20 protein-coding genes are annotated in these 21,067 nt (G+C 55.1%); 11 read left to right on the forward strand and 9 right to left on the reverse strand.

Features of this window, described 5'->3' with window-relative positions; genetic code table 11:
• Nucleotides 1-60 precede the first annotated feature (60 nt).
• Nucleotides 61-3,213 (reverse strand): multidrug efflux RND transporter permease subunit OqxB, encoded by a 3,153-nt coding sequence (oqxB, locus tag F3J30_RS06715; protein WP_166716734.1) that lies wholly within the window; start codon nt 3,211-3,213, stop codon nt 61-63.
• A 23-nt stretch (nt 3,214-3,236) separates the two neighbouring features.
• Nucleotides 3,237-4,412 (reverse strand): efflux RND transporter periplasmic adaptor subunit, encoded by a 1,176-nt coding sequence (locus F3J30_RS06720; RefSeq protein WP_166716735.1) that lies wholly within the window; start codon nt 4,410-4,412, stop codon nt 3,237-3,239.
• Between the two features lie 336 nt (nt 4,413-4,748).
• Here F3J30_RS06720 and F3J30_RS06725 point away from each other — a divergent pair, with 336 nt between their 5' ends.
• A complete protein-coding gene (locus tag F3J30_RS06725; RefSeq protein WP_166716736.1) occupies nt 4,749-5,102 on the forward strand; it encodes a helix-turn-helix domain-containing protein in 354 nt (117 codons plus the stop codon).
• A gap of 34 nt (nt 5,103-5,136) precedes the next feature.
• On the opposite strand, the gene F3J30_RS06730 is transcribed toward F3J30_RS06725, so the two are convergent.
• Nucleotides 5,137-6,012 (reverse strand): LysR family transcriptional regulator, encoded by an 876-nt coding sequence (locus F3J30_RS06730; protein WP_166716737.1) that lies wholly within the window; start codon nt 6,010-6,012, stop codon nt 5,137-5,139.
• Nucleotides 6,013-6,112: 100 nt separating this feature from the next.
• Here F3J30_RS06730 and F3J30_RS06735 point away from each other — a divergent pair, with 100 nt between their 5' ends.
• Complete coding sequence (locus F3J30_RS06735) at nt 6,113-7,099, forward strand: nitrilase family protein (protein WP_166716738.1); 987 nt, start codon at nt 6,113-6,115, stop codon at nt 7,097-7,099.
• A gap of 71 nt (nt 7,100-7,170) precedes the next feature.
• On the forward strand, nt 7,171-7,488 hold the full coding sequence (locus F3J30_RS06740) for a YebG family protein (protein WP_166716739.1): 318 nt from the start codon (nt 7,171-7,173) through the stop codon (nt 7,486-7,488).
• 99 nt (nt 7,489-7,587) lie between these two features.
• Here F3J30_RS06740 and F3J30_RS06745 read toward each other — a convergent pair whose 3' ends face one another.
• The 4 genes from F3J30_RS06745 to F3J30_RS06760 all read right to left on the reverse strand — a co-directional run bounded on the left by F3J30_RS06745 (nt 7,588) and on the right by F3J30_RS06760 (nt 10,306).
• Nucleotides 7,588-8,172 carry a dihydrofolate reductase family protein gene (locus tag F3J30_RS06745; protein ID WP_166716740.1) on the reverse strand — a complete coding sequence of 195 codons (585 nt, stop codon included), beginning with the start codon at nt 8,170-8,172 and terminating at the stop codon, nt 7,588-7,590.
• A gap of 44 nt (nt 8,173-8,216) precedes the next feature.
• Nucleotides 8,217-9,167 carry a bifunctional helix-turn-helix transcriptional regulator/GNAT family N-acetyltransferase gene (locus tag F3J30_RS06750; protein WP_166716741.1) on the reverse strand — a complete coding sequence of 317 codons (951 nt, stop codon included), beginning with the start codon at nt 9,165-9,167 and terminating at the stop codon, nt 8,217-8,219.
• Between the two features lie 126 nt (nt 9,168-9,293).
• Nucleotides 9,294-9,602 carry an AzlD domain-containing protein gene (locus tag F3J30_RS06755; protein WP_166716742.1) on the reverse strand — a complete coding sequence of 103 codons (309 nt, stop codon included), beginning with the start codon at nt 9,600-9,602 and terminating at the stop codon, nt 9,294-9,296.
• Nucleotides 9,599-10,306 carry an AzlC family ABC transporter permease gene (locus F3J30_RS06760; protein WP_166716743.1) on the reverse strand — a complete coding sequence of 236 codons (708 nt, stop codon included), beginning with the start codon at nt 10,304-10,306 and terminating at the stop codon, nt 9,599-9,601. Before F3J30_RS06760 ends, F3J30_RS06755 begins: the two co-directional genes overlap by 4 nt.
• A 122-nt stretch (nt 10,307-10,428) precedes the next feature.
• Between F3J30_RS06760 and F3J30_RS06765 the strand changes: the two genes are divergently transcribed.
• The 8 genes from F3J30_RS06765 to fecE all read left to right on the forward strand — a co-directional run bounded on the left by F3J30_RS06765 (nt 10,429) and on the right by fecE (nt 18,997).
• Nucleotides 10,429-11,295, forward strand: a complete 867-nt coding sequence (locus F3J30_RS06765) for a LysR family transcriptional regulator (RefSeq protein ID WP_166716744.1) — start codon at nt 10,429-10,431, stop codon at nt 11,293-11,295.
• A 142-nt stretch (nt 11,296-11,437) separates the two neighbouring features.
• The gene (gene fecI, locus F3J30_RS06770) at nt 11,438-11,959 is read left to right on the forward strand and encodes a ferric citrate uptake sigma factor FecI (RefSeq protein WP_166716745.1); all 522 of its coding nucleotides are present in this window, start codon (nt 11,438-11,440) and stop codon (nt 11,957-11,959) included.
• A complete protein-coding gene (gene fecR, locus F3J30_RS06775; protein ID WP_166716746.1) occupies nt 11,956-12,909 on the forward strand; it encodes a ferric citrate uptake sigma factor regulator FecR in 954 nt (317 codons plus the stop codon). The genes fecI and fecR overlap by 4 nt, the downstream gene beginning before the upstream one ends.
• Before the next feature lie 86 nt (nt 12,910-12,995).
• Nucleotides 12,996-15,320: a TonB-dependent Fe(3+) dicitrate receptor FecA gene (gene fecA / locus F3J30_RS06780; protein ID WP_166716747.1), complete on the forward strand. Its 2,325-nt coding sequence runs from the start codon at nt 12,996-12,998 to the stop codon at nt 15,318-15,320.
• Nucleotides 15,321-15,378: 58 nt separating this feature from the next.
• On the forward strand, nt 15,379-16,281 hold the full coding sequence (locus F3J30_RS06785; RefSeq protein WP_166716748.1) for a Fe(3+) dicitrate ABC transporter substrate-binding protein FecB: 903 nt from the start codon (nt 15,379-15,381) through the stop codon (nt 16,279-16,281).
• Nucleotides 16,278-17,276 (forward strand): iron-dicitrate ABC transporter permease FecC, encoded by a 999-nt coding sequence (fecC, locus tag F3J30_RS06790; RefSeq protein WP_166716749.1) that lies wholly within the window; start codon nt 16,278-16,280, stop codon nt 17,274-17,276. The genes F3J30_RS06785 and fecC overlap by 4 nt, the downstream gene beginning before the upstream one ends.
• Nucleotides 17,273-18,229 (forward strand): Fe(3+) dicitrate ABC transporter permease subunit FecD, encoded by a 957-nt coding sequence (gene fecD, locus F3J30_RS06795; RefSeq protein WP_166716750.1) that lies wholly within the window; start codon nt 17,273-17,275, stop codon nt 18,227-18,229. Before fecC ends, fecD begins: the two co-directional genes overlap by 4 nt.
• The gene (gene fecE / locus F3J30_RS06800; protein ID WP_166716751.1) at nt 18,230-18,997 is read left to right on the forward strand and encodes a Fe(3+) dicitrate ABC transporter ATP-binding protein FecE; all 768 of its coding nucleotides are present in this window, start codon (nt 18,230-18,232) and stop codon (nt 18,995-18,997) included.
• Nucleotides 18,998-19,101: 104 nt separating this feature from the next.
• Here fecE and F3J30_RS06805 read toward each other — a convergent pair whose 3' ends face one another.
• Both F3J30_RS06805 and F3J30_RS06810 read right to left on the reverse strand, forming a co-directional pair.
• Entirely contained in the window at nt 19,102-20,487 is a 1,386-nt protein-coding gene (locus tag F3J30_RS06805; protein WP_166716752.1) for a VasL domain-containing protein, read from the reverse strand.
• Between the two features lie 102 nt (nt 20,488-20,589).
• Nucleotides 20,590-21,060 (reverse strand): hypothetical protein, encoded by a 471-nt coding sequence (locus F3J30_RS06810; RefSeq protein WP_166716753.1) that lies wholly within the window; start codon nt 21,058-21,060, stop codon nt 20,590-20,592.
• Nucleotides 21,061-21,067: the final 7 nt, after the last annotated feature.

Genomic DNA, 21,067 nt, shown 5'->3' on the forward strand with positions numbered 1-21,067 from the left:
CTTGTTACGAAAAAAAACCGCCTTCATTGTGAAGGCGGTTTTTTATTATCTGCAACGTTCCTACGCAGGCAGAACTTCCCTTTCCACTTTGCCGCGCGTCACGAATTTACGCAGCGTCACGTAGAACACCGGCGTCAGGAACAGACCAAACAGCGTCACGCCCAGCATCCCGGAGAATACGGTGATCCCGGTAACGCCGCGCACTTCCGCCCCCGCGCCGTGGCCGAGGATCAGTGGAATGGTCCCGGCAATAAAGGCGATGGAGGTCATCACAATCGGACGTAATCGCAGGCGGCAGGCCTCCAGCGCGGCTTCCATAATGCCTTTGCCCTGAATTTCCAGCTCGCGGGCAAACTCCACGATAAGGATCGCGTTTTTACACGCCAGCCCCATCAGCACCACCAGCCCCACCTGCACGAACACGTTGTTATCGCCGCCGGTCAGCCAGACGCCAAACAGCGCGGACAGCATGGTCATCGGAACGATCAGGATCACCGCCAGCGGCAGCGTCCAGCTCTCATACAGCGCCGCCAGCACCAGGAACGCCAGCAGCACCGCGACCGGGAAGACGATCAGCGCCGTATTACCCTGCGTGGCCTGCTGGAAGCTCAGGTCCGTCCATTCAATATTCATCCCGTTTGGCAGGATTTGCTTAGACATCGCATCCAGCTGCGTCATCGCCTGCGCGGACGAGAGCACGCGCGGGTCGGCATCGCCAATCAGATCCGCTGCCGGGTAGCCATTGTAGCGGATAACCGGATCCGGCCCGTAGGTGGTCGTGATTTTCACCATGCTGCCAATCGGCACCATTTCGCCCTGGTTATTACGGGTGCGTAAATTCGCAATATCTTCCACGCTGTCGCGGAACGGCCCGTCTGCCTGGGCCATCACGCGCCAGGTGCGCCCGAACTGGTTGAAATCATTCACGTACGACGAGCCCAGATAGGTTTGCAGCGTACCGAAGAGATCGGTCAGCGATACGCCCTGCGCTTTCGCCTTATCACGATCGACCTGTACGTCCAGCTGAGGAACGTTAGCCTGATAGGTTGAGATCGGGAAATGCATCCCCGGCGTCTGCATAATCGCACCGGACATGGTGTTCACCGCGTTTTGCAACGCGCCATAGCCCAGACCCGCGCGATCCTGAATGTACAGGGAATAACCCGACCCCTGACCCAGCCCTAAAATCGGCGGTGGCAGGATGGAGAAGCCAAAGCCCTCCTGAATTTGCGCAATCTTGGCGTTGATCTCAGCATTAATTTCCGCCGCAGTATGTTTACGCTGATCGAACGGTTTCAGGCCAAAGAAGACTGTCCCGGTGTTCGGCGTGTTGGTGAACTGCAACGCATTCAGCCCCGGAAACGCGACCGCATAGTCCACGCCTTCGGTGTTCATCCCGATTTCGCTCATTTTGCGGATCACCGCATCGGTGCGCGCCAGAGATGAACCTTCCGGCATTTTCACGCCGCCAATCAGATACAGCTTATCCTGCGTTGGAATAAACCCGCCGGGTACCGCTTTAAACATCACGCCTGCCGCGCAAAGCAGCAGCAGATAAACTGCAAACACCGCGCCGCGTCGCCCGAGCGTTTTACCCACCAGCCCCTGATAGCCGTTCGAGCTACGATGGAAAAAGCGGTTAAACGGACGGAAGATCCAGCCGAACAGACGGTCGATAAGCCGGGTCGGAAAATCTTTCGGCGCGCCGTGTGGTTTTAGCAGCAGTGCCGCCAGCGCCGGAGAGAGCGTCAGCGAGTTAATGGCGGAGATCACCGTTGAAATCGCAATCGTCACCGCAAACTGCTTGTAGAATTGACCGGTAACGCCGGAAAGAAACGCCATCGGCACAAACACCGCGCACAGCACCAGCGCAATCGCGATGATCGGCCCGGACACTTCTCGCATCGCCTGATGCGCCGCCGCAAGCGGTGCAAGACCCTCTTCGATATTTCGCTCGACGTTCTCCACCACCACGATGGCATCATCCACCACGATACCAATGGCGAGAACCAGCCCGAACAGGCTCAGGGTATTCAGTGAAAAGCCCAGCAGGTAGAGAATACTGAAAGTCCCCACCACGGATACCGGCACCGCGATCAGCGGAATGATTGACGCGCGCCAGGTTTGCAGGAACAGAATCACCACCAGCACGACCAGCACCACCGCTTCCAGCAGCGTTTGCACGACCGCACGGATGGAGTCGCGCACAAACACCGTCGGATCGTAAGGTGCGGCCCACTTCATGTCTGCCGGGAAGCGCGTGGACAGTTCATCCATTTTGCCGCGCACCGCGTTAGACAAATCGATGGCGTTCGCCCCCGGAGACTGGAAGATACCAATCCCAACCGCGTCTTTATTGTTCAGCTGGGAACGCAGCGCATAGCTGCCGGAGCCCATTTCGATACGTGCCACGTCGCGCAGGCGGACGACTGAGCCGTCCTGCGCCGTTTTCAGCACAATATTGCCGAACTCCTCTTCGGTATGCAGGCGGCCCTGGGCGTTAATAGAAATCAGGAAATCGCTCTCTTTCGGCAGTGGCTCAGCACCAAGCTGCCCGGCAGAAACCTGCACGTTCTGCTCCTGCATCGCCGTGACCACATCCGAGGCGGTTAACCCGCGTGACGCCACCTTGTTGGGATCCAGCCAGATGCGCATCGCGTATTCACCCGAGCCGAAAATCTGGATCTGACCGACACCGGGCAGACGCGCCAGCTCATCCTTCACTTTCAGCGTGGCGTAGTTACGCATATACAGGGAGTCGTATTTCCCGTTGGGCGAAAACAGATGCACCACCAGCGTCAGCGTCGGCGACTGTTTCTGGGTGGTAATGCCCAGACGTCGCACATCCTCCGGCAGGCGCGCTTCAGCTTGCGCGACCCGGTTTTGCACCTGAACCTGCGCCTGATCCGGGTCGGTTCCTGGACGGAAGGTTACGGTGGTCACCAGCACGCCGTCCGAGCCCGCAACGGATTTCATGTACATCATGTTTTCAACGCCGTTGATCGCCTCTTCCAGTGGCGTCGCCACGGTCTCGGCAATCACTTTCGGGTTGGCGCCCGGGTACTCCGCGCGTACCTGCACGCTTGGCGGCACGACGTCAGGATATTCGCTCACCGGCAACAGCGGGATGGCGATCAATCCTGTGATAAAAATCAGGATCGACAGTACGGCGGCAAAAATCGGCCTGTCGATGAAAAAACGGGAAAAGTCCATGGGTTGGATTCTCAGGTAAGGGATCAGTTAAGGGCGGCGTTGGCAGTCATGGCAACGGTTTTCGCGTTAACCGGCATCCCCGGCATAAACACTTTTTGCAACCCCTCGACGATGACTTTATCGCCAGGATTTAGCCCCAGCCGCACGATGCGTAAACCGTCGGCCAGACGCCCTGGCGTAATGTCGCGGCGCTGCGCTTTCCCCTCTTTATCCACGATATACACGTATTTACGATCCTGATCGGTCAGCACGGCTTTGTCGTCGATAAGCGTGGCTTTGAATTCCGCGCTGCCCGGCAGGCGTACGCGGGCAAACAGACCCGGCGTGAACTGCCGCTGCGCGTTATCCAGCAGTGCGCGCATACGGATCGTGCCGGTACTTGGCGTGAGCTGATTATCAAGGAAGTCCACTTTGCCCTGATGGGGATAGCCCTCTTCGCCCGTCAGGCCAATCTCAACCGGAAGCGCCATGTGATTACTGGACGCCCCTTGCCCGCTGCGGGCCAGATTTTGATAGTGAAGGTAGGTCGACTCATCCACGTCAAAGTAAACGTAAACCGTTTTCTGCGAGACCAGCGTGGTCAGCACGCTGGCAGTGTCGCCCGCAGTGACCAGGTTGCCGCTGGTGATCAGCGCACGGCTGGCGCGGCCGTCGATAGGTGCGGTGACTTTGGTGAAATCCAGGTTGAGCTGTGCGGCATCAACCGCCGCCTGTGCGGCGCGAATATCGGCCTGCGCCTGAGTGGCGGCCGAACGACGCTGCTCCCACTCTTCACGGGAAACCACGTTGGTATTGACCAGTTTATCGGTACGGTTTGCCTCACTTTGCGCCAGGCTGGCCTGGGTTTTGGCTCTCGCCAGGTTCGCCTGTGCCTGTTCCAGCGCCGCACGATAGGTTCGGTCATCAATGGTGAACAGCACCTCGCCCTTTTTCACTTCCTGGCCGTCGGCATAATTCACTTTATCGATATAACCGGAAACGCGCGGACGCAGCTGAACGCTTTCCACCGCTTCAATCCGGCCATTAAAACTATCCCACTGGCTAATAGATTTCACGACCACGTCAGCGGCGCTGACAGCGGGCGCAGGTGGCGCGGCGTTTTGCGCGACGCTGTTATCACATCCGACGAGCAGCAGGGAGAGCACTATCGCCCCCAGCGCGCTCGGATAAACGTTACCCCAGGTTTTTTGCAGGCTCATTATTTTTATTCCGGTATTGGTAGCCGCCGGGCAAGACGCTGCGGGAGACGCCGCGCCACTTCCTTTGTCCGGTAGCTGGCTTAAGGCCATTTGTGCCGTTCATCGCCACAAAACTGTAACAGTTGCGAATACACTATTCGCGGCGATTGTAGGAAGGCGCTTAATTAAGTGCAAGAATAATTGTTGCACTTTATGTGCTATTTGTATCGATGTGAAAAGACCCGTTTCGGGCAAGGAATTAAATGCAACAATAAAACTTGCAATTAACGCAAAAACACGCCACCTTTAAATGCAACAAACAAAGATACTTTTAGATATACTGCGTGGGGTAACCAGATGAACACTGGCGCATTTATGCATGATTTACTTGACTGGATCGACAACAACCTGGATAGCCGTCTGGACATTGAGTCCGTCGCCAGGCGATCCGGCTACTCGAAATGGCACCTCCAGCGCCTGTTCAAGGAACATACAGGCTATCCTCTCGCCGGGTATATTCGCGCGCAAAAGCTGCAAAAATCGGTTGAGCGCTTAACCCGCAGCGATGAACCCATTCTGAACGTGGCGATCGCACTGGGCTTTGACTCCCAACAGTCCTTCAACCGCAGCTTTAAGCGTCAGTATGGTCAGGCACCTGGGGCATGGCGGCGCAGTATGGGTGGCCCACAAGCGCAGCAACTACGCCAGTAATCCAGGGTGTGCCGGGTAACTTACTCAGGAATCATCACCCGCAATCGACGGAAATGCTCTTTCGTATGCTGGCAATAAAATTGTCACGGATGACATCCTCCTTGCTTGTGTCCCACGCGATGCCCACCTTCCAGCTTATCGACTCCCCCGTTAACGGGATAATCACCAGTTCCGGCGGCGCGATATGTGTAACGCTGGTGGGCAGAATGGCAACACCGATACCCGCAATCACCATCGCGACGATAGTCTGGATATCGTCAGTCAGTTGAGTTGATGAGATGAAAAGATCGTTGTCGTGCAGATAACGGTCGATCTGCGTATTTAAACCCCGTCCTCGCTCATCATAAAGGCGTAACAAGGAACGTTTTGCTAGCCACTGTGCAGCAGACATTTTCGCAGACGTTGCGGGCGCCACCAGTACCAGCCGATCGGTAAATAACGGCAAGTATTCAAGCGCCACAGGGGCTGGAACCCTGACAAAGCCGACCTGAAGCTCATCATTTTGCAAAAGCTCGTACTGCTGGAATGAGGGAAGATCCGTCAATGACATCTCTACGCCAGGATAGTCCCGGCGAAAGTCAGCAATACAGCGTGGTGCCAGATAAAAGCTTGAGAGACCGAACCCAACGGCGATATGCCCCTCCATTCCTTTTGATACCCACTCAGCATGTTGCATGAATGACTGGGTTTGCCTGACCACTTTTTCAGCCTCTGGCAGCAAACGCCTGCCAGAGGCCGTCAGTATTGCGCCGTGACGACCACGTGAAAAAAGAGACATATTCACCTGTGATTCGAGGAGATTAATCTGTTTGGTCAGTGCCGGTTGCGAGATAAACAACGCCCGCGCCGCATCAGCATAATTTCCTTTTTCAGCCAGTACCAAAAAGGCTTTGAGCAAACGGATGTTCAATTTTACATTCCAGATGGTTATCGAAATCAGAAATCATTTGATTATACAGTTATTGGTTATCGTTATGTAATTCAGTTTCGATGACAACTGGAGACACATCATGAACGAATCTCAATCCTTAAAGGCGGCAACCGTACAATTTCAGCACCAGGCCAATAACAAAAAACACAACCTGCTGATAATGGAGAAATTTATTCAACAGGCGGCGCTTGAGCAGGTGAAAATCCTCACGTTCCCTGAAATGTGTATCACCGGGTATTGGCACGTACCCAAACTCACCGAAACTGAAGTATCTGCTCTGGCAGAGCCGATTGCTGATAGCCCTTCCCTGACGTTAATTCGCGCTCTGGCGATAAAACATCAAATGCTGATTGGCGCCGGTCTTATTGAAAGAGCCGACGATGGCCGCCTTTATAATGCCTATGTTGCCTGTATGCCGGACGGCTCAATGCATACGCATCGTAAACTCCATGCTTTTGAACATCCGGCCATCAGCAGCGGGGACAGCTTTACCGTTTTTGATACCCCCTGGGGAGTGAAAGTCGGTATCCTGATTTGCTGGGACAATAATCTGGTCGAAAATGTGCGTGCTACGGCGTTGCTGGGGGCAGATATTCTTCTCGCGCCGCATCAAACAGGCGGTACCGATTCCCGCAGCCCTCACGCGATGAAGCGTATTCCGCTGGCACTCTGGGAAGAACGGGAAACGCGCAAGGAAGAAATTACAGCTGCATTTAAAGGGGCAAGCGGTCGGGAATGGCTCATGCGCTGGCTGCCTGCCCGTGCCCATGACAACGGATTATTTCTTCTTTTCAGCAACGGTGTCGGTGCAGATGATGACGAAGTGCGCACAGGGAATGCCATGATCCTCGATCCTTATGGAAGGATCATCGATGAAACCTGGGCAGCGGAAGATGCTATGGTGAGCGCTGAACTGGATTTAAGCCTGCTCGCAATGTGCACCGGACGCCGCTGGATCCATGGTCGCCGCCCTGATTTATACCAGATACTGACACAACCGCAGGGCTATGAACGTGATGCGATCAGTGCGCGGTTTTCGAATGTGATCCCTGCTCGCCGGGAGTGAATGGATTTTTTAGCTGCAACATAACCCTGGGATTGTTATACTGTTTATAATTACAGTGTGAGGTGCGCATAATGGCTGTTGAAACAAAATTCGTTGTCGTAAGAAAAGGTGAAGAGAAAATGACATTTGCCAGTAAGAAAGAGGCTGACGCTTACGACAAACTGCTCGATATGGCAGACGCGTTCACCGACTGGCTGCTGCAAAGCGGAATGCAGATGGATGAAACGCAGGCTGAAAATCTTGGCCTGTATCTCGCCGAGCACAAAGAGACCGTGCAGCATATCCTGCGTACCAGCAAGCTTCCCGATCTCAATGCTCCAGCTGCAGCGGATAAAACAGAATCCGATGCGGCTGACACGAAAAAAATCAAAGCCGTAAAAGCGGCCTGATTGTCTGAAAAATCATCCCCTGCCCTGGGCCGTAAGCAGACAGCTGCTTACGGCTTTTTTGCTGTCTGAAGAGAGGGATGGCAGCGTTAGAACCCTGCATTATTGATTTCGTTTCACTTCGTATTGCAAGCACACTACGCCCGACGGAAACACGTTACTCTTCACCAGCATGAGTGAGGTTCTGTCTTTTACGTTTTTGAACAAGGGAATACCTTGCCCCAGCAGCACCGGATTGACGAACAGCCAGTACTCATCGATAAGATTTGCCGCCATCAGCGAGTGAGTCGCAGAGGGACTGCCAAATATTAAGATTTCGCTGCCCGCGTTATGCTTAAGCTTGCTGATTTCGTCGCTTAAATTGCCACTGATAATGTGCGCATTAGGGTGATCTTTTTGCAACAGCGTTTTCGACAACACCACTTTGAAGGCTGATTTATACCAACGCGAATGCGCATGGTCATGCGGGCTGGCGTCAGGCTTATCGGCAGCCGTTGGCCAGTACGATTCCATCATCTGGTAGGTGTTGCGCCCATATAAGGCGGTGTCGGTCTGCTGAATTCGCTGCTCCACGTATTCAAACAAATCAGGGCTGATGCTTATCCAGTCCAGGCCCGCCGGGCCCTCGGCGGTAGAAGCGACAAAACCATCCAGCGACACATGTACAAACGACACGAGTTTTCTCATGATTTTCTCCAGGGCCATCTTGATACCTGACCGGTGAGGGCTGTTTAACGGGCTTTTCGGGTGAACTGTTGCTCAGTAATGGTACTGCCCCACTGATCGCCTTCCCATTCTTTCGACAATTCAAATCCAAATGATTCGTACAACCGCCTTGCCGCCTTAAGCTTATTAAACGTCCATAACTGAACTGACGAGAACTTTTGCTCATCACAAAATTTCATCGCCTCGGCAATGAGTTTTCTGCCCACCCCGCTGCCGCGACATCCATCGTCAAGGATAAACCAGCGCAGATGTGCCTCATTATTTCCCAGGTCTTCCCCGTCAATCGCAACGGAGCCGACGACGCGATCGTTCACCATTGCCAGCCAGATCTGATTACAGGGCTTATCCAGGCGGTCAGAAAAATCAACAAGACCTGCGGCAACCTTCCTTTCAAAAAATGAACCGAAGTTATGCTCTCGGGCGTAATAGCTGCCATGCATTTCAGTAATTCGGCCAATCATACCGGGATGATATCCCGTGACGATGTTGACGCTGTTTCGCACTTTGCCTTCGCCGTTTTCGCGGCTGGCTTTCAACGCGCTGGCATAAGAAGAAAGGCCTTGTGATACAGTGTCCTGGGTAAAGGGATCCAGTTTCCCGAGTGCTGCTGCGACCCGTTCGTCAGCATAAGTATTAATGTTCCGCACGGTCTCTCTGCCCTTCCGTGTGAGGCTTAGCAGCTTCGTCCTCGCATCTTCGGCGGATGGGGTTTCTTCGAGTTCTCCGGCTTTGACAAGTTTAGCAAGCATCCGGCTGACGCTGGATTTCTCTAGCCCCAGAATCTGAACCAATTGCGCGGCAGTCATTGACCCATGCGCGTCAACTTCCAGCATGGAGTGAACGGCTGAGGGCGGATAATCCGTTGTCGCCAGATTTTGGTTCATAAACCCCAGCTCTCGCACCATTAAGCGCGATGCCGCACGTATCGTTTGTATGTTCTTCAGTTCAGAAATCATCTGTATTACTCTGCAATAATAGTTGTACTATACAACCATTATTGCAGAGAACGTGTCAATCATTTCATGTCTGCTTCGTGCCAGGTTGATTTTTGGTGTCAGCCCGCCGCCCTTTTTGGCAAACGGTTAAAACGATCTGACCATGGCTGAAACGACAATCCCGGCGGTGATAGCAATCAAAGGTCTTTTAAAAACTAACATCACGACTGCTGTGGTCAATAATGCCAACTGCGCGCCTTTGTCGCCTGTGAGGGCAACGGGGGCTAATATCGCCACAAGAACCGAGCCTGACATACCCTGAATAAAGGCTTTTATGCGGTGATTAAAAGGAACAAAAGACATAATCCAGACGCCGCCCCACCGGGTAGCGAGTGTCACCAGCGCCATCACTAAAATAATAATCAGTGGTCCCGCACCTACCGTCTCAATACTCATTTTTTCTCTCTCATGATAATTCCAGTAATACCTCCGGCGAGGGCCCCGGCGATCACATGACTATTTTCTGGTAACCATTTAAACGCTATCAGCGAAGCACCGGCCGCTACGGCCCAGATAATAAACATCCTCAGGTTTCTTTCCCCTTCGAACACCATAGAAAGGAGAAAACACCCCATGACCATATCCAGACCAAAGCTTTTGGGATCCTGTATAGCACTCCCGAGATAAAGTCCTGCGATGGTTCCTAGTCCCCAAAAAAGCCATAACGCAAGACCGCCGCCAAAGAGTAATCCCAGCCCCGCTCTTCCCCGGCTGAATGCCTGAATGGACATAGCCCAGTTAGCATCGGAGACGACCATCATGATCCCGTAGCGTTTCGCAGGAGTTAACGATCGCAACCACGGGTATAAGGTGGCCCCCATTAACAAATGTCGGGCATTAATGGCAAAAACGGTGGCGATGAGCGTGACGACGGGCACGTGGGACGTCCAAAGTTCTAACGCGGCAAACTGCGCATAACCGGCAAAAACCAGCACACTCATCATTGTCGCCGACATCTGGTCAATCCCTTTCTGTGATGCGGCCAGGCCAAAGGCAGCACCAAAAATAGCGACAAACAGAGAAACCGGGATAAGTTGCCGAAAACCCGCCCATACCAGTGAATGACTAAGTTGAGATAATTCGGGCTCGTGATACGTCATCTGTGACCTCATGCTCGTTGAAACGGTGAAAGCGATGAGGGCCACTATGGCAGTATTGTTGAATCGATAAAAACGCATAATAATTGACGCTACTATTTGATAATCGAATACAAGGATCACCGGTGCATTATCAAGACCTCCAGATGGACTGGCTCAAATGTTTTGTTGCGGTAGTGGATGCAGGATCGCTTTCGGCTGCGGCACCTGAGGTCCATCGCTCACAGTCTGCGGTCAGTATGCAGCTTAAAAAGCTGGAATCTGCATTAGGGTGTCAGCTTTTGCTGCGCGGCCCACGGCAGCATCAACTCACCCCTGAAGGACAAAAACTGCTGGGGTATGCCCGAAGGATGCTCGACCTTCATGCTGAAGCGCAGGCGGCATTCCACGGTAAGGAGCTAACGGGGCGTATTCGCCTGGGTGTCCCGGATGACTATGCAGCAAAATACCTGACACCGGCTCTGAAGAGATTTGCCCCAAACTTTGGGTCAGTCGAGATCGAACTGAGTTGCGAGCAGTCAACGTCATTAATTCCTCGCGTTGAGGCCGGCGATCTTGATTTGGCGCTGGTCTCCAGGGAACATCCTGGTCAGGGAGCGTTATTATTTTATGAACCGATGGTGTGGGTCGGTTCTCCACAGTTTGAAGTCTGGAGGCGCGACCCATTACCCATTGCGGTGTATGAAAGCACAAGCCTTGCTAAGCGTAGTGCTATCAACGCATTAGCCCTACAGGGGCGGAGATATAAGGTGGTGTATAACAGCTCCAGCCTGTCAGGGCAGATCACAGCAGTGGAAAGTGGCCTGGCTGTTGCGGTTCTGACCCAGTGCAGCGTACCGCCTCACCTGCACGTTCTTGGCAGCGAACATCTTTTGGGCCCCCTTGAACCTATGGAGGTCGCATTGTTCAGAAGCCGTGCTTCGCAGGGGTCTTCTGCTGTGGATAGTTTGTATGATTTGCTACTGCGAACGTTACGGGTCAGAAAAGTGTAACGGTGAGACGATTTTTAGATGTATCAACGTCTGCACCTTGCTCACAGTGGATTGAGACCAACAAGGTGAAATTACCAATTGTAATGATAACTATTCTCATATTAATATGGCCGCGTGATAATTAACTTTTGATACACTTCGCATGTCTGACCGCGCCACTACCACTGCCTCATTAACGCTCGAGTCGCTTTATGGCTCACATCACGGCTGGCTGAAAAGCTGGCTGATGCACAAGCTCCGGTCTGCTTTTGATGCAGATGACATTGCCCAGGACACTTTTCTGCGGGTAATGGGCAGCGACACGCTCTCGACGATCCGCGATCCTCGCTCATTCCTGTGCACTATCGCCAAACGCGTGATGGTCGATTTATTCCGCCGAAACGCGCTGGAAAAAACGTATCTGGAGATGCTGGCGCTTATGCCGGAGGGGATGGCACCTTCTCCCGAGGAGCGCGAAAGCCAGCTCGAAACCCTGCAACTCATCGACACCATGCTTGATGGGCTAAGCGGAAAAACACGCGAAGCATTTCTGCTTTCGCAACTGGATGGTCTGAAATACAGCGAGATCGCGCTGCAACTGGGTGTTTCCGTCAGCTCGGTGAAAAAGTATGTGGCGAAGGCTATCGAGCATTGTCTGCTGTTTCGTCTGGAGCACGGCCTGTGAGCGCGTCTATCACCGATTCTCGCCGCCAGGCATTGCGATCGGCCTCACACTGGTATGCCGTATTGAGCGGCGAGCGCGTCAGTCCACAGCAGGAGGCGCGCTGGCAACAATGGTATGAAGAGGACAACGATCATCAGTGGGCCTGGCAACAGGTTGAAAATCTGCGCAGCCAGCTCAGCCACGTACCGGCCGATGTCGCCAGCCGGGCGCTGCACGATACACGCCTTACCCGTCGTCACGTGATGAAAGGACTGCTGTTGCTGCTCGGCGTGGGCGGCGGCTGGCAGATCTGGCAATCTGAAACCGGTGAAGGTCTGCGTGCAGACTACCGCACGGCCAAAGGCGCAGTGAGCCATCAGCGGCTGGAAGATGGCTCGCAGCTGACGCTCAACACCCAAAGCGCAGCTGACGTTCGTTTTGATGCGCATCAGCGCGCTGTCCACCTCTGGTACGGCGAAATTGCCATTACCACCGCAAAAGACACTCAGTCGCGACCTTTCCGCGTGATGACCCGTCAGGGCCAGCTCACCGCGTTAGGCACAGAATTTACCGTCTATCAGCAGGACAACATCACTCGCGTTGCCGTTCAACGACACGCTGTTGAAGTCTTACTGGCAAGCCATCCGCAGGAAAAACGCATTGTAAACGCTGGCGAGAGTCTGGAGTTTAGCGCGTCGGAATTTGGTGCGATAACCCCAACGGATGATGAAAGCACCAGTTGGACGCAGGGTGTTCTGAGCTTTAGTGATAAACCGCTCGGTGAGGTGATCGCCGCGCTCAGCCGCTATCGCAACGGCGTGCTGCGCTGTGATCCGGCGGTGGCCGGGCTGCGCCTGAGTGGGACCTTCCCGCTGAACAATACCGATGCCATCCTGAATGTTATCGCTCAGACTCTTCCAGTCAAAATTCAGTCAGTTACGCGATACTGGGTAAATATTTCAGCATTGTAAGAAAAATAATTCTCATTTCCATTGTCCCTTTTCCCCTTCTCGTTCGACTCATAGATGAACACAACAAAAATGATGATGGAGAAGGTATGACGCCTTTACGCGTTTTTCGCAATACAACACCTTTGGTTAACGCCATTCGCCTGAGCCTGCTGCCGCTGGCCGGGCTGTCTTTATCCGCCTTCGCAGCACAGGTTGATATCGCACCGGGTTCTCTCGACAAAGCCCTTAACCAGTATGCCGCGCAAAGCGGAATTACCCTGTCGGTTGACGCCAGCCTGACGCGCGACAAACAGAGTGAAGGTCTTCACGGTGACTACGACATCGAAACCGGCCTGCAACATCTGCTGAACGGTAGCGGCCTGCAGGTGAAACCGCTGGGGAATAACAGCTGGACGCTGGAGCACGCCCCCACACCGAAAGAAGATGTCCTGACCGTGGTGGGAGACTGGTTAGGAGAAGCGCGCGAGAACGATGTATTCGAACACGCTGGCGCGCGTGACGTTATCCGCCGTGAGGATTTCGCCAAAACCGGCGCGACGACCATGCGCGATGTGCTAAACCGCATCCCTGGCGTCACTGCCCCGGAAAATAACGGCACCGGCAGTCACGATCTGGCGATGAACTTTGGTATTCGCGGCCTGAACCCGCGCCTCGCCAGCCGTTCAACCGTGCTGATGGACGGTATTCCCGTGCCGTTTGCCCCTTACGGCCAGCCGCAGCTTTCACTGGCGCCCGTCTCGCTCGGAAATATGGACGCCATTGATGTGGTTCGCGGCGGTGGTGCGGTGCGTTACGGGCCGCAGAGCGTGGGCGGCGTGGTGAACTTTGTCACCCGCGCCATTCCGCAAGACTTCGGTATCGAAGCCGGCGTGGAAGGCCAGCTCAGCCCAACGTCCTCACAAAATAACCCAAAAGAGACGCACAATCTGATGGTGGGCGGCACGGCGGATAACGGTTTTGGTACCGCCCTGCTTTACTCCGGCACCCGAGGTAGCGACTGGCGCGAGCACAGCGCGACGCGCATCGACGACCTGATGCTGAAAAGCAAATATGCGCCGAACGAAGTGCATATCTTCAACAGCCTGCTGCAATACTACGACGGCGAAGCCGACATGCCCGGCGGCCTGTCTCGCGCGGATTATAACGCCGATCGCTGGCAGTCCACGCGCCCTTACGATCGCTTCTGGGGGCGTCGCAAGCTGGCAAGCCTCGGTTATCAGTTCCAGCCGGACACTCAGCATAAATTCAATATTCAGGGCTTCTACACCGAAACCCTGCGCAGCGGCTACCTGGAACAGGGCAAACGCATCACCCTTTCACCGCGTAACTACTGGGTACGCGGCATTGAACCGCGCTACAGCCAGAGCTTTATGCTTGGCTCTTCCGCGCACGAAGTCGGCGTGGGGTATCGCTATGTGAGCGAGTCGACGCATGAAATGCGTTATTACACCGCCACCAGCAGCGGGCAGTTGCCGTCCAACTCCAGCCCTTACGATCGCGACACCCGTTCAGGTACCGAAGCGCACGCCTGGTATCTGGATGACAAAATCGACGTAGGCAACTGGACGATCACACCGGGTATGCGCTTTGAACATATCGAGTCATACCAGAACAACGCCATCAAAGGCACGCATGAGGAAGTGAGCTATAACGCCCCACTTCCGGCGCTCAACGTGCTCTATCACCTTACTGACAGCTGGAATCTTTATGCAAACACCGAAGGCTCGTTCGGCACCGTACAGTACAGCCAAATTGGCAAGGCTGTGCAAAGCGGCAATGTGGAACCGGAAAAAGCGCGAACCTGGGAGCTCGGAACCCGATACGACGATGGCGCGCTGACGGCAGAAATGGGGTTGTTCCTGATTAACTTTAATAATCAGTACGACTCAAACCAGACCAACGACACCGTTACCGCACGGGGTAAAACGCGCCATACCGGGCTGGAAACCCAGGCCCGCTATGACCTCGGCACGCTGACACCCACGCTGGACAACGTTTCGGTCTACGCAAGCTATGCGTATGTGAACGCCGAGATCCGCGAGAAAGGCGACACCTACGGCAACCAGGTACCGTTCTCGCCGAAACACAAAGGCACATTGGGCGTGGACTATAAACCGGGTAGCTGGACGTTCAACCTGAACAGCGATTTCCAGTCCAGCCAGTTTGCGGATAACGCCAACACCGTTAAAGAGAGTGCCGACGGCAGCACCGGCCGCATCCCGGGCTTCATGCTCTGGGGCGCACGCGTCGCCTATGACTTTGGTCCGCAGATGGCAGACCTGAACCTTGCGTTCGGTGTGAAAAACATCTTCGACCAGGCGTACTTCACCCGCTCTTATGACGACAACAACAAAGGCATCTACGCAGGCCAGCCGCGCACGCTGTATATGCAGGGGTCGTTGAAGTTCTAATTCACACCGATTTCGTAGGCCGGGTAAGCGCAGCGCCGCCCGGCTTTCAGGAGCACCGATGTTCACATTTATCCGCACACTTTTCGCCGCTCTGCTGCTGGTCACCAGCCACGCTTTTGCCGCCACGGTTCAGGACGAACATGGCACCTTTACGCTTGATAAAACACCACAGCGGATAGTGGTACTGGAGCTGTCATTCGCGGACGCGCTGGCTGCTGTCGATGTCAGTCCGGTCGGCATTGCCGACGATAACGATGCCACGCGCATTCTTCCTGAAGTTCGCGCACATCTCAAACCCTGGCAGTCTGTCGGCACGCGTGCGCAGCCGAGTTTAGAAGCCATCAGCGCGCTGAAACCGGACCTGATCATTGCCGACAGCAGCCGTCATGCAGGTATTTTCAGCGCCTTACAGCAAATCGCACCGGTGCTGCTGCTGAAATCTCGCAATGAAACCTACGCTGAAAATCTACAGTCTGCGGCCATCATCGGCGAGATTGTGGGCAAAAAGGCACAGATGCAGTCACGTCTGGCGCAACACAAACAACAGATGTCAGCGTGGGCCAGCCAGTTACCAAAAGGCACGCTGGTGTTGTTTGGTACGTCCCGGGAGCAGCAGTTCAACCTGCACACGCAGGAGACCTGGACCGGGGGCGTCCTGACCTCTCTGGGGCTGAAGGTACCTGCGGCGATGGCGGGTGCGTCTATGCCGTCCATCGGCCTGGAACAGCTGCTGGCGCTCAATCCTGCATGGCTGCTGGTCGCACATTATCGCGAAGAGAGCATCGTGAAACGCTGGCAGCAAGACCCGCTGTGGCAGATGTTAACAGCTGCGCAAAAACAGCAGACGGCGTCGGTCGACAGTAACGCCTGGGCGCGGATGCGCGGCATTTTTGCGGCCGAACGTATTGCCAGCGACACGGTAAAAATCTTCCATCACCAGCCTTTATCCGATGTGAAATGACAGTTCTCAGACATCCGGCGTTGCAATGGGGGCTCCCCATTGCCGCGCTTATCGCAATTTTCTGGCTGAGTCTGTTTTGCTACTCGGCCATTCCTGTTTCTGGCGTTGAGGCTATTCGCGCCCTGCTGCCGGGCCACGTGCCGACGCTTCCACAAGCGCTGGTGCAAAACCTACGTCTGCCGCGAAGCCTGGTCGCCATTCTGATCGGCGCAAGCCTGGCTCTCGCGGGCACGCTGCTGCAAACCCTGACGCATAATTCAATGGCCTCCCCTTCGCTGCTCGGCATTAACAGCGGCGCGGCGCTGGCTATGGCGCTCACCAGCGCCATCAGCCCTGTGCCCGTTTCGGGTTACTCCATCTCCTTTATCGCCGCCTGTGGTGGCGGCGTAAGCTGGCTGCTGGTGATGACCGCAGGCGGCGGATTTCGCCATACTCAGGACAGAAACAAACTGATCCTCGCGGGTATCGCTTTCTCGGCTTTTTGTATGGCTCTGACCCGCATCACCCTGCTGCTGACGGAAGATCACGCCTACGGCATTTTTTACTGGCTCGCAGGGGGCGTATCTCACGCACGCTGGCAGGAGTTCTGGCAGCTTTTTCCGGTGGTGGCGGTTGCTGTACCGGTGGTGTTGCTGCTGGCCAATCAACTGAACCTGCTTAACGTCAGCGACAGCACCGCCCGCACGCTGGGGGTGAATCTGCCGAAGCTGCGTTTGATCATCAACATTCTGGTGCTGCTTCTGGTCGGTACCTGCGTCAGCGTGGCTGGCCCGGTGGCGTTTATCGGCCTGCTGATGCCGCATCTGGCTCGCTTCTGGGTAGGATTCGACCAGCGCAAGGTCCTGCCGATGAGCATACTGATGGGCGCCACGCTAATGCTGGTGGCGGATGTTCTGGCCCGCGCGCTGGCCTTTCCTGGCGAATTGCCCGCTGGGGCCGTGGTGGCTCTGATTGGTGCGCCCTGCTTTGTCTGGCTGGTCAGGAGGCGTGGATGAAAATTACGCTAGTCATTTTCATCGCCCTCGCACTGGCAGGATTTTCGCTGCTGTCGCTGCAAATGGGGGTGATCTCCGTTCCCTGGCGCGCCCTGTTGACCGACTGGCAGGCCGGGCGTGAATATCATTACGTCTTAACAGCGTACCGCCTGCCGCGACTGCTGCTGGCGCTGTTTGTCGGTGCAGCCCTCGCGGTTGCAGGCGTTCTGGTACAGGGGATAGTGCGTAACCCTCTGGCGTCACCGGATATTCTCGGCGTAAACCATGCCGCCAGCCTTGCCTCTGTGGGCGCACTGCTTCTCTTACCGTCACTGCCGGTGATTGTTCTGCCGCTGCTGGCCTTTGCCGGTGGCATGGCGGGCCTGATCCTGCTGCGAATACTGACGAACACCAGCCAGCCGATGAAGCTGGCACTCACGGGTGTCGCGCTGTCTGCCTGCTGGGCCAGCCTGACGGACTGGCTGATGCTCTCGCGCCCGCAGGATGTGAACAGCGCCCTGCTGTGGCTGACCGGTAGCTTATGGGGCCGCGACTGGAGCTTTGTGAAGATTGCCGTCCCGCTGCTGCTGTTGTTTCTGCCGCTGAGCCTGGTTTTTTGCCGCGATCTCGACCTTCTGGCACTGGGCGATGCGCGCGCCACCACGCTCGGTATGGCAGTTTCGCGTACCCGATTCCGGGGTTTGCTACTGGCTGTCGCCATGACATCGACCGGCGTGGCCGTCTGCGGCCCGATTAGTTTTATTGGTCTTGTGGTGCCGCATATGGTGCGAAGTATCACCGGTGGACGTCACCGCTGGCTGCTGCCCGTTTCGGCGCTGGCAGGTGCGTTGCTGTTGGTGGTTGCCGATCTGCTGGCGCGAATTATTCATCCCCCGCTGGAACTTCCGGCTGGCGTGCTGACCGCCATTATCGGCGCGCCGTGGTTTGTCTGGCTGCTTGTGAGAATGCGATAAATGACATTACGAACTGAAAATCTGACAGTCAAGTACGGTACGAACACAGTGCTTGACGGCATTTCGCTCGTACTGCCAGCGGGGAAGATTACCGCCCTGCTCGGCCCAAACGGTTGTGGGAAATCGACGCTGTTAAACTGTTTTTCGCGGCTGTTAACGCCACAGTCCGGCAGCGTATTTCTCGACAATAATCCGATCAACGCACTTTCATCGCGCCTGCTGGCTCGCAGGCTGGCTCTGCTGCCACAGCACCATTTAACGCCAGAGGGGATCACTGTCCGGGAGCTGGTTTCGTACGGTCGCAACCCGTGGTTGTCACTCTGGGGACGTCTTTCCGCTGAAGACAATGCGCGGGTCAATGCCGCCATGAGCCAGACCCGGATCCATCATCTTTCCGAACGTCGGTTAACCGAACTTTCCGGCGGTCAGCGCCAGCGCGCCTTTCTGGCGATGGTCCTGGCCCAGAATACACCCGTCGTACTACTCGATGAGCCAACCACCTATCTCGATATCAATCACCAGGTGGAACTGATGCGGTTGATGGGCGAACTCCGGGATCAGGGGAAAACGGTGGTCGCAGTGCTGCACGACCTTAATCAGGCCAGCCGGTACTGCGATCATCTGGTCGTCATGGCGAACGGACAGGTTATGGCGCAAGGCACGCCAGAAGAGGTGATGAACCCTGGATTGCTGAGAACCGTATTCAGCGTAGAAACGGAGATACACCCCGAGCCAGTATCTGGCAGGCCGATGTGTGTTGTGAGGTAGATGGTGCAGGCCGTAATTCAGCCATTAACATGCCAGACAGGTTCAGTCCCCTATGGTCTGCCTGGCACGATGACGATGGTATCAGACTGAATCACTGATAATTTTCACTCTGATGCCTTCTGTTTTATTTCAGCATAGCGGGCTGCCAGTTGTTTCAGATGCATCTCCAGTTGAGACTGCGCTGCGGCAGATAAAGGGTCTCCAGCGGGGTTTTCTGACAATACACGCAGTTGCTCTTCCGCCGGAATGGACTGGTTAAAAGACTGTCGGATGGAAAATACAACGGACTTCAGTTCGCTGACCGTCATGTATTTGCCCTTCTGCTCATCAAGCCCGTTCAGGCGGTCACTCAGTTTTTGTAACGTTGTCATCCCCTGATACCAGCCATTGAGTTGTTCTGTGGGTAGTGCGGAAGCATGAAGTTGTTGCTGCCACTGTTGAACCAGGGGCTTAGCCTGTTCCGGCCACAGCATCAAAGCCTGTTCTGTCAGTTTTCGGCTGTAAGTAATATTCCAGTCAGGCGGTAATTTCGCCAGTCGGGCAAGCTGCTGCTGGGTTTGTGTAATCACGGTTTGTGATAATGGCGACTGCTGACGCAACACACCCAGCTGTTCAGGGGTGAGCGTCGCAGGTAACGGTGTCAGAGATGCGGCAAGCTGAGTTTCTAACGGATCAGGCCGGTGAAGAGACAGCCAGCCCCACACGGCAAGGGAGCCGATCACCAGCATGGTACCCATGCCGGCAACAAAGGATTTCCACTGTTTTACCGGCGCGGGCAGTGCCGTCAGCACGTCCACGTTCGCTTGCTGTGGTTGCTGCGCAACGTACACCCACTTCATGGCGTTGCCTGGCGTATCGTCAGGCGTACTACCGGCGTGGGCGCCTGACGAGATCCCGACACCATGTATTTCGGTAGCAGGCAACACGTTACCCGACTGAATGGCCGCCCCGGAGCCGGTTACGTCATCGAGGTTTTCCAGCCTGACAGCACTGTTGTGCATCAAAGTACGCAACGTATCGAGCTGACTGAGATGCTTAAGCTCCAGGCGCTGCAGCACCTCTCCCAGCCCCGTAAGTAACTGCTCTGCCCGGTACAACTGGCTAAGGTCGTTGTAATTGAGCGGAAGCGAGCGCATCCGTTGCTGCAGGCGCTGACTCAGACTGCTGAGGATTTCCATGCGGGCATGGACGGGCTGCGGCCAGAGTACGCCCCACTGATGGCTAATCAGTGCCTCGAGTATCGCCAGCCCTTCATTTAGCCCGAATAAACCGGCCAGCTGCGTCCGCGCCAGCGTATACCATGCCGCTGTCTGTAGCTCCACCCCGTTCTGCTCAAACAGTGAAAGACAGCGTTTTTCGACAGACTGCCAGTTCACATCCGGACGCGCCGGATGGGCCAGCTTACTCAGTTCATCACGCAGGGCGGCATAATCCGGCAGCGTGCGCGGATCGCCACCGGTTTTTAATTTACGTGGAATAATGTCATTCATGACCCGTTGTCCATTAGGTATATCAGGAATTGTTGAACGTTGTCGTTTATGCAGCGTCGCTTTCTGCATATTCAGAGGGGACGGGTACTGCAATACCCGCAGCTATGGCAGAAGCCTCAGGATCAAACTGAAAAATGTGCTTTCATCAAAACCCTGTCCAGAGCGGGATAACGCACCGGATGGAGCAAAGGTCCAGGCACTCACGGTACCTGACCGCATGAATAAACGCCCCAGTGACGTCACATGCCCTCCATCATGGAAGGTCGCCTCCACGCCCCCGGTCACGCTTTGTCCGTACAAAAAAACTGGCGAAAATTTTACAAACCGACCATCGACACGCAGAACGATACCGGCAATCTCAAAAGCCCCGCACCCCACCAGCAGATCTGTAACAGAGACGGTTAACATCTCCACGTTCAGTCCGGAGCCCTCCAGCCACGCGTCCATCTGCTCCTGAAGTTGCGTCATTCGCAGGCGAAACTCTGCAATATCAGCCTGAGTCTTGCTGACAGATGAAGCCGGAGCAGGTTGTCTGGCTTGCAGTTTTTTGAGGAACTGTGATTTTACTGACATGATGTTA

Origin of the sequence: Enterobacter sp. Tr-810, from assembly GCF_011752765.1 — a bacterium.
GTDB lineage: Bacteria > Pseudomonadota > Gammaproteobacteria > Enterobacterales > Enterobacteriaceae > Enterobacter > Enterobacter soli.

Bases quoted from the DNA above. Each gene is read 5' to 3' on its own strand.
- fecE (WP_166716751.1), top strand. From the start codon at position 18,230: ATGACATTACGAACTGAAAATCTGACAGTCAAGTACGGTACGAACACA.
- F3J30_RS06740 (WP_166716739.1), top strand. From the start codon at position 7,171: ATGGCTGTTGAAACAAAATTCGTTGTCGTAAGAAAAGGTGAAGAGAAA.
- F3J30_RS06735 (WP_166716738.1), top strand. From the start codon at position 6,113: ATGAACGAATCTCAATCCTTAAAGGCGGCAACCGTACAATTTCAGCAC.
- fecA (WP_166716747.1), top strand. From the start codon at position 12,996: ATGACGCCTTTACGCGTTTTTCGCAATACAACACCTTTGGTTAACGCC.
- F3J30_RS06755 (WP_166716742.1), bottom strand. From the start codon at position 9,602: ATGAGTATTGAGACGGTAGGTGCGGGACCACTGATTATTATTTTAGTG.
- F3J30_RS06785 (WP_166716748.1), top strand. From the start codon at position 15,379: ATGTTCACATTTATCCGCACACTTTTCGCCGCTCTGCTGCTGGTCACC.
- fecC (WP_166716749.1), top strand. From the start codon at position 16,278: ATGACAGTTCTCAGACATCCGGCGTTGCAATGGGGGCTCCCCATTGCC.
- F3J30_RS06805 (WP_166716752.1), bottom strand. From the start codon at position 20,487: ATGAATGACATTATTCCACGTAAATTAAAAACCGGTGGCGATCCGCGC.
- F3J30_RS06720 (WP_166716735.1), bottom strand. From the start codon at position 4,412: ATGAGCCTGCAAAAAACCTGGGGTAACGTTTATCCGAGCGCGCTGGGG.
- F3J30_RS06750 (WP_166716741.1), bottom strand. From the start codon at position 9,167: ATGATTTCTGAACTGAAGAACATACAAACGATACGTGCGGCATCGCGC.
- fecD (WP_166716750.1), top strand. From the start codon at position 17,273: ATGAAAATTACGCTAGTCATTTTCATCGCCCTCGCACTGGCAGGATTT.
- F3J30_RS06810 (WP_166716753.1), bottom strand. From the start codon at position 21,060: ATGTCAGTAAAATCACAGTTCCTCAAAAAACTGCAAGCCAGACAACCT.
- F3J30_RS06745 (WP_166716740.1), bottom strand. From the start codon at position 8,172: ATGAGAAAACTCGTGTCGTTTGTACATGTGTCGCTGGATGGTTTTGTC.
- oqxB (WP_166716734.1), bottom strand. From the start codon at position 3,213: ATGGACTTTTCCCGTTTTTTCATCGACAGGCCGATTTTTGCCGCCGTA.
- fecI (WP_166716745.1), top strand. From the start codon at position 11,438: ATGTCTGACCGCGCCACTACCACTGCCTCATTAACGCTCGAGTCGCTT.
- F3J30_RS06760 (WP_166716743.1), bottom strand. From the start codon at position 10,306: ATGACGTATCACGAGCCCGAATTATCTCAACTTAGTCATTCACTGGTA.
- F3J30_RS06725 (WP_166716736.1), top strand. From the start codon at position 4,749: ATGAACACTGGCGCATTTATGCATGATTTACTTGACTGGATCGACAAC.